Genomic DNA, 12,186 nt, shown 5'->3' with positions numbered 1-12,186 from the left:
TTAATATAAACAGGGCGTTTTTATTAGAAAATATCAAAAAGATAATGAAATTAGCCAATACTTATTACGGTCTTAATCAATACTGTTACTTATTATATAAATAGGAAGAATATGCGTATTGTTATTGCGATTTGGCTGCTGTTAATCACTTTACCGCTCTATGCTGCGCCAAAATCCGAACTCTGGTCATATTGGCAACCTCATGATCCTACGAATACAAACAAGATAAGTCATCAAGATTGGCAGCAGCTACTCGATAAATATCTTGTTATTCAACCGAATCAAACCTTATTTCGTTACAACCAAGTATCAAGTACGGATAAACAAAAACTAGCAACTTATATTAAGCGACTCAGTGCTCAAAATCCTCACCGCTATAATCGTGATGTTCAATTTGCCTATTGGGTTAATTTATATAACGCCCTAACTGTTCAGTTAATTATTGATAATTACCCTGTAAAATCAATTACTAAACTGGGAGGTTTATTTAGCTTTGGACCATGGGATCAAACCATTATTACCATTAATAATAAAAAGCTAACTTTAAACGATATTGAACATCGGATCTTACGCCCTATCTGGCAAGATCCTAGGATCCACTACGCAGTCAACTGTGCCAGCCTCGGTTGTCCTGATTTACTGCCTAAAGCATTTAATAGCGATCGATTAGATTTCCAGTTAGATCAAGTTGCCACACGCTTTATTAATAGTGAAAAAGCAGTAAAAGTAAGAAAAAATGGCATCACGCTGTCATCTATCTATGATTGGTATCAAACTGATTTTGGATCATTAACTGAGTTACAACAACACCTTAATCATTATCGTGTTACGCCTAACGTGCAATTAACTCAGATCCGTTATACCTATAATTGGCAACTTAATCAGAAGCTATAACTTCGATACAGTTACAGGTACAATAGTTTGTTCTCATTGGGGAGTCATTTGGCTGAGATTGTTAGGCATACGTGTTGTATAGCAGAACCCATTGAACCTGAACCAGGTAATGCTGGCGTAGGAATTGAGATGCTCGAACATTCTTTCGAGCTCGCTGAACATTGCATGACGCAACAGCACTCAAACCTGTGCCGCTCTCTCTTTCAATTTTTGTCCCAAGGATGCAGGACATCTCGGAGCGCATAGTGAAAAAAATAAACACTCTTCTTCCTCTAATCTCTCTGTCATTAGTTGCAAGCTCAGCTTTCGCCTCAGACAATACCCTTAACGTTTATACCTACAGCTCATTTGCTTCAGACTGGGGTCCTGGCCCTGTGGTAAAGAAAGCGTTTGAAAAGCAATGTAATGGTTGTACGGTCAATTTTGTTTCTTTAGAAGATGGTGTATCGATTTTAAATCGCGTTCGTCTTGAAGGGAAAAACAGTAAAGCAGATGTGTTATTAGGGCTAGATAACAACCTAATGACAGAAGCGAAAAATACTGGCCTATTAGCAAAAAGTGATGTTGATACTAGTAAGCTAACGCTTCCTAAAGGTTGGAGTGATGATACTTTCATCCCTTATGATTACGGCTATTTTGCCTTTGTGTATGACAGCGATAAACTGAAAAACCCACCTGCAAGTTTAGATGCACTGATCAAAGATCAAGATATTAGCGTTATCTATCAAGATCCTCGTACTTCCACCCCAGGCCAAGGTCTAATGTTATGGATCAAATCCGTCTACGGTGATAAAGCCCCTGAAATGTGGCAGCAATTAGCAAAACACACAGTGACCGTCACTAAGGGCTGGTCTGAAGCCTATAGCATGTTCTTAAAAGGCGAATCAGATATGGTGCTTTCTTACACCACATCACCGGCCTATCACATCATTGCTGAAGACAAGCACCAGTACAAAGCGGCTAACTTCAAAGAAGGCCATTACATGCAAGTTGAAGTGGCAGCAAAAATGAAAAATAGCCCACATCCAAAGCTGGCTGATCAATTTATGCAATTTATTGTTAGTGATGCTTTTCAGTCACAAATCGCTACCCACAACTGGATGTATCCAGTAACAAAGCAAAGCCTACCGAAAGGTTTTGATGAACTCACCGTACCAAGCAAAGCACTTGAATTTAGTGCCGACGAAGTGGCAACACATCGCAAAGCTTGGATCCGTGAGTGGCAGCAAGCCCTCACTCAGTAATGGTTTAAGACTTTGAACAAACGCATTACCCTATTGCCCGGCATTATCAGTGCCGGGCTGATCACTCTTGTTGTTGTTGCCGCGCTCACCGCCTTGATTAGCCAAGCTAACAACTGGCAACTGTCAACATTATGGCATGATCCTTACTTGCGTCATGTAACAGGATTTAGCTTCTATCAAGCCATCTTATCGACTCTATTCAGCATCATCCCTGCGATTCCCATTGCTTATGCTCTTTCACGGCGACAGTTTGTAGGAAAAGCCCTGCTATTACGTTTATTTGCGATGACGCTCGTGATGCCCGTATTGGTTGCTGTCTTTGGTTTATTATCGATTTATGGCAAAAGTGGATTGATCAGTCATAATCTAGAAATACTAGGCTTACCGCCATTGAACATTTATGGTTTAAGCGGGATCTTACTGGCGCACGTATTTTTAAACCTGCCACTGACCGTTCGTTTTCTACTGCAAAGTCTCGATGGTATCCCCGCAGAGCAACATCAGCTTGCGGCGCATTTAGGTATTACTGGCTGGAGTAAATTTCGCTTAATTGCATGGCCTCGACTACGCCAACAACTGCCGCATATCGCGGGTTTAGTCTTTATGTTGTGCTTTACCAGCTTTGCCGTGATCATGTCGCTTGGCGGTGGCCCTAAATCAACCACTATCGAGCTCGCCATTTATCAAGCGTTGCGTTATGACTTTGATTTAGTGACAGGGGCTATTTTAGCTTTGTGGCAAATGCTACTTTGCTGCTCATTAGTGCTTTTTACGCAACGTTTTGCTAAACCACTTTCTACCCTAAACGGCTCTATCAGCAAAAAGGTAGTGAATTATAACGATACATGGCGCGCTAAATGTTGGGATGTATTCTGGATCATCAGTGCGTTAGTGTTTGTTATACCACCGATCATTGCCGTCTTTGTATCGGGTATTAACCATCAATTATTTAATATCTTAGAACAAAAGCAGTTATGGTCAGCAATCACTAACTCACTCCATATTGCACTATTTTCCTGCTTATTAGCATTTTGTCTTGGCGTCATGATCCTCATCACGAGTCGTAGCTTACGCTTAGCACGTAAAAAACTGGCTGCTGACGGGATTGAAATGATCGGCACAGTGATTTTAGTGACACCAGGGTTAGTGTTAAGTACTGGTATTTTCCTATTACTGCGCCAATATACCGATGCGTACAGTGCTGCGTTTTGGGTTGTGGTCTGTGTCAACGCCCTGATGGCGCTGCCATATGTAATCAAAACATTAAGTCAACCAATGCTCCACCTCGCGCAGCAATATAATCCGTTATGTCGCAGTTTAGGGATGACGCACCTATCGCGATTACGCTTGGTTGAATGGCGTGCGTTACGTGCTCCTATTGCCCAAGCTCTTGCTATTAGCTTTGTCTTATCACTGGGTGATTTAGGTGCGATTGCATTATTTGGCAGTCAAGATTTTCAAACGCTGCCACTGTATTTATTTGAGCTGATGGGCAGTTATCGAATGGATGCCGCTGCTGTTGCCGCACTGGTTTTACTGTTACTCAGCTTAGGTTTATTTAGCGCAGTGGAATATCTCGTTGTTACTCTCCATCGCCAAGGAGTTCATCATGCTAAACATTAATCAACTCAACTATACCTACTTACCTCAACACAAAAATGAGGTTGCTATGGCGTTGAGCTTTGATGTTCAACTTGAACAGGGAGATATCGCCGCACTCATTGGCCCAAGTGGTGCGGGTAAAAGTACCTTACTCGCACTCATAGCTGGCTTTCTCATCCCTGATAGCGGCGAGATCACCATTAATAGCAAATCTATCTGTCAGCTAGAGCCTGCGCAGCGTCCACTCTCGATGTTATTTCAAGAACACAATTTATTTCCTCACCTCAGTGTGTTCGAAAATATTGCATTAGGTATCAACCCAAATCTTAAACTCACCGCAGAGCAAAAACAGCGTGTGATTGATTCTGCGAAACAAGTGGGAATTAATGCCTACCTTGAGCGTTTACCAGAACAGCTTTCTGGCGGGCAACGTCAACGAGTAGCATTAGCGCGATGTTTATTACGAGAGCGCCCTTTGCTACTGCTTGATGAGCCATTTTCAGCTCTTGATCCAGCACTCCGTGCAGAGATGTTAAACCTCGTTAAGCAATTAGCCACAACGCGCAATATGACGATATTGATGATCACTCATAGCCCTGAAGATGCAGAGAAGATTGCCAATAAATGTATTTTTATTAATCAAGGTACTATCAAAGCGGCAGGAGATACTCATGATGTTTTATCCAACCCCGTACTACCTGAACTTAAAAGCTATCTTGGTTTAACCCAACAAGAAACATAACCGCAGAATGCAATAAGTAACACCGTAAACAAAAAAGCGAGCACCCAATGTGCTCGCTTTTCTCATTATTCTTGCTAGTAATTAAAGATTTTCTTCGGCAAATTCCGCTAGACGGCTTCGAACCACCCCGTTTAAATAAATATTGGCGCTACCTTCAAAGTTTTTAAAGCGCTCAACAATATAGGTTAATCCCGAAGTCACTGGGGATAAATAGTTAGAATCAATTTGAGCAAGGTTACCCGAACACACAATTTTAGTCCCTTCACCACATCGGGTAATAATGGTTTTAATTTGTGAAGCTGTTAGATTTTGACATTCATCGAGTAGAACAAAGGCATTTTGAATAGAACGCCCACGCATAAAGTTGATCGATTTAAATTGAATATTGGCTTTATCGAAAATGTACTTCATTGAGCCATCAGTACAAACATCATGCTTATGAAGCGCTTCCATGGTATCGGTAACCGCTGCCAACCATGGCATCATCTTTTCCTCTTCGGTGCCCGGTAGGAAACCAATCGACTCAGCGATTTCGGGTGTATTACGAGTGACAATAATTTTGTCATACATCCCTTTTTCAATCACCTGCTCAAGTGCTGCTGCCATCGCTAAAATGGTTTTACCACAGCCAGCAGGACCCGTTAAGATCACTAAATCAATCCGAGGATCAAGCATTGCATCTAGTGCCATACCCTGATAGATGTTTTTAGGGCTAACCCCCCAAGCCTGTCGATGCATTAGTCGCTCTTGGCTAATGTCTTTAATGGTGACACTTTCATCATCAATACTTTGAATTCTAGCGGCAAAATCATTGCCTTCATCCAGTAAATATTGATTAACAAAGGGAGTTTCAAATAAGTTTTTAGGTAAGGTATGTAAGGTTGAACGACCTTTATTTTCCGACTGACACTCAGCGACATTTTCCCAAAAATCGCCATGATAGCGATGAAAGCCTTTAGTTAACAATGCCACGTCGTCAATCAACTGATCGGTTCGATAATCATCAACATACAAGACGCCTGCACCTTTGGCACGCAGTCGCATGTTGATGTCTTTGGTCACCAACACCACAGAGCGTGGTGCATGTTTTTGTTGCAGAAAGAGAACGCTATTAAGAATACGATTGTCGCCCGCCTTATCACTAAAGGCATGGACGGTTTGTTTTACTTCATAGTCAGCAAAAATAGCAATAGTGCCGCTATGAGCCACTTTATCATTGAAAGGAATACCAGCCGAAATTTGCTCTGGTGGTGCATCGTGGAATATATCTTCAAGCGCACGTATCGCGACTCGCGCATCACGAGAAACATCACGCTTACTGTCTTTAATTCTGTCCAATTCTTCCAGAACCGTCATGGGAATAACCACGTCGTGTTCCTGAAAAGAAAAGAACGCCAGAGGTTCATGAAGCATAATATTTGTATCAAGTACAAACAGTTTCCGTTCGGCGTCGTCCATAGGCACCTCCTTGGTAGTCTGGACAGCGATAATAAAGCTATCACTCTATTAGCTTACGTCAAAATTACCCATCTGGTTTAATTATGACGTCTTTCCTATTAAGCCCTCGGTTGATGAAAGTTTTATTATGGTTTTACTGTGACCGATTTTCATCACTTTCACCGTGACCTTAATCACATCATGCAGTAACATGAGTCCCCTTTTTGAGCTATGCACAAATTTTAAATTCTAGCGTACACTTATCTTCAGTGTAGCTTATAAACACATTGCATAGCTTATTGCAGTCTTTTTGATATCAGATAATTAGAAGGTTTCTACCACTATGCCATTTGCTTTGGGTCAACGTTGGATCAGTGATACAGAAAGTGATTTAGGTCTAGGTACCGTTGTCGCTCTTGAACCAAGGACGGTTACCTTGATGTTCCCCGCATCAGAAGAAAATCGCCTATATGCACGTAATGATGCCCCTGTTACCCGTGTCATGTTTAACGTTGGTGATGTGATTGAAAGCCATGAGGGTTGGTCACTAAAGGTAGAAGCGATCAACGAAGATAAAGGCGTGATCACCTACGTAGGTACGCGTACCGATACAGAAGAAGAAAATGTCGCGCTACGTGAACTTTTCTTAAGTCACCAAATTCGTTTCAATAAACCGCAAGATAAATTGTTTGCCGGTCAAATTGATCGCATGGATCGTTTTGTACTGCGTTACCGTGCGCTGAAAAACCAATATGAGCAACTAAAAAGCCCATTACGTGGTTTATGCGGTATGCGTGCAGGTTTGATCCCACACCAGTTATATATTGCTCACGAAGTCGGTCGTCGCTATGCGCCGCGTGTTCTACTTGCCGATGAAGTGGGGTTAGGTAAAACCATTGAAGCGGGTATGATCATCCACCAGCAGGTGCTATCTGGCCGTACTGAACGTATTCTAATCGTGGTGCCTGAAACCCTACAACATCAATGGCTCGTTGAAATGATGCGCCGTTTTAACCTGCACTTCTCTATCTTTGATGAAGAGCGTTGTGTTGAAGCATTTGCTGATGCCGCTAACCCATTTGATACCGCACAATATGTATTGTGTTCGTTAGACTTTTTACGTAAAAGTCGTCGTCGTTTTGAACAAGTGCTTGAAGCTGATTGGGATCTATTGGTTGTCGATGAAGCTCACCACCTTGAGTGGAGTGAAGATAAGCCTAGCCGTCAGTACCAAGTGATTGAAGCCCTAGCAGAAAAAACACCAAGTGTGCTGCTACTAACAGCGACACCTGAGCAATTAGGTCGTGAAAGCCACTTCGCACGCTTACGTATTCTTGATCCTGACCGTTTTTACGATTACGAAGCTTTTGTTGAAGAAGAGCGTCAATACGAACCCGTTGCTGATGCCGTAACACAACTACTTTCTGGTGAAAAACTAAATAATGATGCGAAAAACACCTTAACTGAGCTGTTATATGAGCAAGATATTGAGCCAATGTTACGTGTGATCGAAGATTCAGCTCAAGACGATCCTGAAGCATTAGCGGCCCGTCTTGAGTTGATCAACAACCTGATGGATCGCCACGGTACGGGACGCGTATTGTTCCGTAATACCCGTTCAGCAATCACAGGTTTCCCTCAGCGTCATCTGAATATGTACCCATTAGCTATGCCAACCCAATACACTACAGCCATGCGTGTTGCGGCAATGATGGGCGGTAAAATGGGTGTCAACGAGAAAGCGATCAAGCTGCTTTACCCTGAAGATATTTACCAAGAATTTGAGGGTGAATCAGCAACATGGTGGAACTTTGATCCTCGTGTTAACTGGCTACTTGATATGCTAAAAGCCAACCGTAACGAGAAGGTATTGGTGATTTGTTCTCGTGCGCAAACCGCATTAACCTTAGAGCAAGCATTACGTGAGCGTGAAGGCATCCGCGCTACCGTGTTCCACGAAGGTATGTCGATTATCGAACGTGATAAAGCGGCAGCTTACTTTGCCCAAGAAGATGATGGTGCTCAAGTACTATTATGTTCTGAAATCGGCTCAGAAGGTCGTAACTTCCAGTTTGCAAACCAATTGGTAATGTTCGATTTACCAAGTAACCCTGATCTACTTGAGCAACGTATTGGTCGTTTGGATCGTATTGGTCAAAAGCGTGAGATTGAAATTCATGTGCCTTACCTAGAAGGTACTTCTCAAGCACTATTAGCACGTTGGTTCAACGAAGGCTTAAATGCCTTTGAGGAGACCTGTCCGACAGGTCGTGCCGTCTATGAAGCGGTATGTGAAGATCTTATTACCTTGCTTGCCAGTGACAAACACGATCTTGAAGCGCTTGAATCCGTTATTCAGCGCAGCGCTGAAATGCACAATGAGCTAAAAACCAAATTAGAGCAAGGTCGTGACCGACTATTAGAAATTCATTCTAACGGGGGTGAAGAAGCTCAGCAGTTGGTTGAGAAGATCAGCGCTAAAGATGGTGATACTAACCTTGTGACTTTTGCACTGGGCTTGTTTGATACCATTGGTTTAAACCAAGATGACAAAGGCGAAAACGCAATTGTTGTGACCCCATCAGAGCACATGATGGTGGCAAGCTATCCTGGGCTTCCTTATGACGGTTGTACCATCACTTTTGAACGTGACACTGCACTTTCTCGTGAAGATATCAACTTCATCAGCTGGGAACACCCAATGATCCAAGGCGGTATTGAATTACTGCTAAGTGAAGGCGTGGGTACAACGGCTGTATCATTGTTGAAAAACAAAGCATTACCTGTTGGTACATTGCTACTTGAGCTTATCTATGTGGTTGACGCTCAAGCACCTAAGCAATCAGGTATTGGTCGTTTCTTACCAAAAACACCGATCCGTATTTTGCTTGATGGTAAAGGCAATAACCTATCAGCTAACGTTGAATTTGAAAGCTTTAACCGCCAACTTAGCCCAGTCAATCGTCACCTTGGCAGTAAGCTCGTTAACTCGGTTCAAAAAGATATTCACACTCTGATTGAGCACGCAGAGCGCGAGATCAGCAAAGAGCTTGATGTCGTACGAAGCCAAGCACAAGCTGAAATGGAAAACACGTTGCGCGCTGAGCTTGATCGCCTTCAAGCCCTAAAAGCAGTTAATCCGAATATTCGTGATGACGAATTAGAACTAATTGAAAGCCAAATCATTGAGTTAACTAACTACATTGAAAAAGCACAAATCCAGCTTGATTCTCTGCGTTTGATCGTTGTAAGTCATAACTGATCAATAACTCCTCATAAGTAAATTAAGGCCGTGAATGTCATTACTGATATTCACGGCTTTTTCTTTAATCGCATCACCAAACATACCAATTTACTATTATTCATATTAGTATTCGCCCCGTTTTTATTCATATCTATCCTACGAGCGCATCATGAAACCATTGCCCGTGTTGAACTACAATCCACCTACCGATCCATGGTTGGATACTCTTTTTCTTGATAGCGACATTATCGCAGTTAATAAGCCTGCTGGCATACTCTCAAACCCAGGACGTGCGCCAGAGCATCACGACAGCATATTTGCTCGCGTACTTGAAAAATACCCTAAGTCACAAATTGTGCACCGTTTAGATATGGGGACATCAGGCTTAATTGTGCTGGCTCTAAACAAAAAAGCTGAGTGTCATTTAAAAGCCCAGTTTCGTGAGCGAGAAACACAAAAAGTGTATTACGCCCGTGTATGGGGACATATCAAGCAAAACACAGGAACCGTGGATCTTCCCTTGATCTGTGATTGGCCTAATCGTCCACGTCAGAAAGTGTGTTTTGACGATGGCAAACCTTCAGTAACGCATTACGAAGTATTAAGCCGTGATGAGAAATCAACCTTGGTCCGTTTACTGCCCGTAACAGGTCGCTCTCACCAATTGCGTGTTCATATGCAAGCATTAGGTCATTCGATTTTAGGCGATAAGTTTTATGCTAATGAGGATGCAATGGCTGCTTCTCCTCGTTTACAGTTACACGCAGCAGAACTGACTTTTACCCATCCAGGAAGTGATGAACCGATGCATTTGTTTGCTCCTTGTGAGTTTTATCCAGAAGCGCCAACACAAACGATTTTAGGTAAATAAAACCACAGATAAATCGGCAACTATCGCTCGGAAGTTAGATCACGAGAAAAAAGAATGCTAGCTTTGTTTTAACAAGCAACAACCTAAACTAGCATTATTATTTTCACACCAAACGGAACAAGCGTTCCATGGAGTCTAACAGTGGAACATATTGTATTTTTAGATCGCGCCACTATTCCAGCACACATTAATATCCCTCTCCCACAATCTGATCATCAATGGATTGAATATCAACGTACATCGCCATCTCAAATAATTGAACGTCTGCAACACGCAACTATCGCTATTTCTAATAAAGTCCAACTCACTGCCGATATCTTGTCTCAACTACCAAACCTGAAATTTATTGCCATCGGTGCGACGGGGAGCAATAACGTCGATATCGATTATTGTCATCGCCATAGCATTCCAGTTTCCAATATTCGTGGTTATGCGACTCGATCTGTCCCTGAACACGTATTAGCAATGATCTTTGCGCTAAAACGTAACCTGATTGGCTATCAGCAAGATATCATCGCGGGCGAGTGGCAGAAGCAACAGCAATTCTGCTTTTTCACTCATCCAATTAGCGATATCACAGGTTCAACAATGGGTATTATCGGTAAAGGCAGCTTAGGGGTAGCGACAGCCAATCTTGCAACTGCACTGGGGATGAAGGTTCTATTTGCAGAGCACAAGCACATCACCACCTGTCGTGAAGGTTATACACTGTTTAATGACGTATTACAGCAAGCCGATATTGTCACCTTGCATTGCCCGCTAACGAAAAAAACTGAAGATCTTATCGCAAAAAAAGACCTCGCACAGATGAAATCTAACGCTATTTTGATCAATACCGGACGTGGTGGGTTGGTGAATGAGCAAGATTTAGTCGATGCATTGCTAGATAAAAAAATTGCGGGTGCAGGCTGTGATGTTTTTACTTCTGAGCCGCCAAATGATGATAATCCATTATTAAAACAGGCGCATTTGCCTAATCTATTACTCACACCACATGTTGCATGGGGATCTGATTCCGCCATTCAGACACTGGTAAATCAACTTATTGAAAATATTAACCGCTTTTGTAACAACAAACCACAAAACCTCGTTTAAGAGGTTTATTATAATAATAAGTCCTTTAAAAACAAAAAAGCGAGCACCAAGCTCGCTTTTGCAATTTATGATTCAGCGCGATAACAATTATTTGAATCCTTTCTCTTTTCGGATCAAATCATAGGCAGCTTGAAGCTCTTGGGTTTTTTGCTTCGCAATTTCCATCATTTCTGGTGGTAAACCTTTCGCTGCGAGTTTATCAGGATGGTGTTCATTCATCTGTTTACGATAAGCACGTTTCACATCTTGCGCAGAGGCATTTTCATCAACCCCTAAGACATTAAACGCATCAGCTAATTGATCTCGACTAGGGGGCGCTTGGAAACCACCGCCCTGTTGCTGATATTGCTGATGGAAACCACCTTGTTGAAAACGAAACGCCGCTTCTTGCATACGCAATCGTTGTTCAAGTTGGGCTTCAGAAAAGCCAAGGTAACGCGCAATAATATGCAGTAACTGACGCTCTTTAGGATGTAATGATCCATCTGCAAATGCTGCTTGAATTTGTAATTCTAAGAAAAACTGGAGTAAATCAGCACGCCTTGCGCGACTACGGACACGATTTAGCATCTCTTCTAATGGGAAGTTATCTTCTTTTCCTTCACGAAACGCATTTTGCGCTTGAAGTCGAGATTCACCTTGTAACCCCATTCGATCCATAATCGCACTTGCAACACGAATTTCATCTTTTGTTACGTGCCCTTTCGCTTTTGCGACATGTCCCATCACTGCAAAACAAGCATGGAAAAACTCTGCTTGCTGCTCTGCGCTGCTTGCTCTGTTCTGACCAAAACCTGCAAAACCGCCATTCATCTGACGAGCATAAGCCTTATCAAACTGGTGACCAATAAATAAACCAATCAACAATCCAGGCAATTTTCCAATGGAGAGGCCAAGCAACGCACCAATAATTTTTCCCCATATACCTGTCTTCTGCATTCTATACTCTCTGGTAATTTGTTAAATTTTTTCAATGTTTACCCAACAGCATGCGCTGAAAAGATGCTGTCGCGGCGAATTTGCATTATGATAGCTGTCATTTATCGGGAATGCTTGT

At 42.3% G+C, this 12,186-nt stretch carries 9 protein-coding genes and 1 riboswitch; of the genes, 7 read left to right on the top strand and 2 right to left on the bottom strand.

Features of this window, described 5'->3' with window-relative positions:
• Nucleotides 1-111 precede the first annotated feature (111 nt).
• From SKA34_RS13340 to thiQ, 4 genes are all read left to right on the top strand, one after another.
• On the top strand, nt 112-894 hold the full coding sequence (locus SKA34_RS13340; RefSeq protein WP_006646061.1) for a DUF547 domain-containing protein: 783 nt from the start codon (nt 112-114) through the stop codon (nt 892-894).
• Nucleotides 895-921: 27 nt separating this feature from the next.
• Nucleotides 922-1,035: riboswitch (TPP riboswitch) on the top strand.
• A 113-nt stretch (nt 1,036-1,148) separates the two neighbouring features.
• A complete protein-coding gene (gene thiB, locus SKA34_RS13335; protein WP_198138498.1) occupies nt 1,149-2,138 on the top strand; it encodes a thiamine ABC transporter substrate binding subunit in 990 nt (329 codons plus the stop codon).
• A gap of 12 nt (nt 2,139-2,150) precedes the next feature.
• A complete protein-coding gene (gene thiP, locus SKA34_RS13330; protein WP_006646059.1) occupies nt 2,151-3,761 on the top strand; it encodes a thiamine/thiamine pyrophosphate ABC transporter permease ThiP in 1,611 nt (536 codons plus the stop codon).
• The gene (gene thiQ, locus SKA34_RS13325; protein ID WP_006646058.1) at nt 3,748-4,482 is read left to right on the top strand and encodes a thiamine ABC transporter ATP-binding protein; all 735 of its coding nucleotides are present in this window, start codon (nt 3,748-3,750) and stop codon (nt 4,480-4,482) included. Before thiP ends, thiQ begins: the two co-directional genes overlap by 14 nt.
• An 81-nt stretch (nt 4,483-4,563) precedes the next feature.
• On the opposite strand, the gene SKA34_RS13320 is transcribed toward thiQ, so the two are convergent.
• Complete coding sequence (locus SKA34_RS13320; protein ID WP_006646057.1) at nt 4,564-5,940, bottom strand: PhoH family protein; 1,377 nt, start codon at nt 5,938-5,940, stop codon at nt 4,564-4,566.
• Nucleotides 5,941-6,262: 322 nt separating this feature from the next.
• Here SKA34_RS13320 and rapA point away from each other — a divergent pair, with 322 nt between their 5' ends.
• From rapA to SKA34_RS13305, 3 genes are all read left to right on the top strand, one after another.
• Nucleotides 6,263-9,181, top strand: coding sequence for an RNA polymerase-associated protein RapA (rapA, locus tag SKA34_RS13315; RefSeq protein WP_006646056.1), 2,919 nt, complete (start codon nt 6,263-6,265; stop codon nt 9,179-9,181).
• A 160-nt stretch (nt 9,182-9,341) separates the two neighbouring features.
• On the top strand, nt 9,342-10,034 hold the full coding sequence (gene rluA, locus SKA34_RS13310) for a bifunctional tRNA pseudouridine(32) synthase/23S rRNA pseudouridine(746) synthase RluA (RefSeq protein WP_232284285.1): 693 nt from the start codon (nt 9,342-9,344) through the stop codon (nt 10,032-10,034).
• A 141-nt stretch (nt 10,035-10,175) separates the two neighbouring features.
• The gene (locus SKA34_RS13305) at nt 10,176-11,129 is read left to right on the top strand and encodes a D-2-hydroxyacid dehydrogenase (RefSeq protein WP_006646054.1); all 954 of its coding nucleotides are present in this window, start codon (nt 10,176-10,178) and stop codon (nt 11,127-11,129) included.
• Nucleotides 11,130-11,216: 87 nt separating this feature from the next.
• On the opposite strand, the gene djlA is transcribed toward SKA34_RS13305, so the two are convergent.
• Entirely contained in the window at nt 11,217-12,068 is an 852-nt protein-coding gene (gene djlA, locus SKA34_RS13300) for a co-chaperone DjlA (RefSeq protein WP_006646053.1), read from the bottom strand.
• Nucleotides 12,069-12,186: the final 118 nt, after the last annotated feature.

The organism is Photobacterium sp. SKA34 (genome assembly GCF_000153325.1).
In the GTDB taxonomy this organism is placed as follows: Bacteria; Pseudomonadota; Gammaproteobacteria; order Enterobacterales; family Vibrionaceae; genus Photobacterium.
The sequence above is the reverse complement of the archived record's forward strand: the minus strand, read 5'-3'. Positions and strand labels throughout refer to the sequence as shown.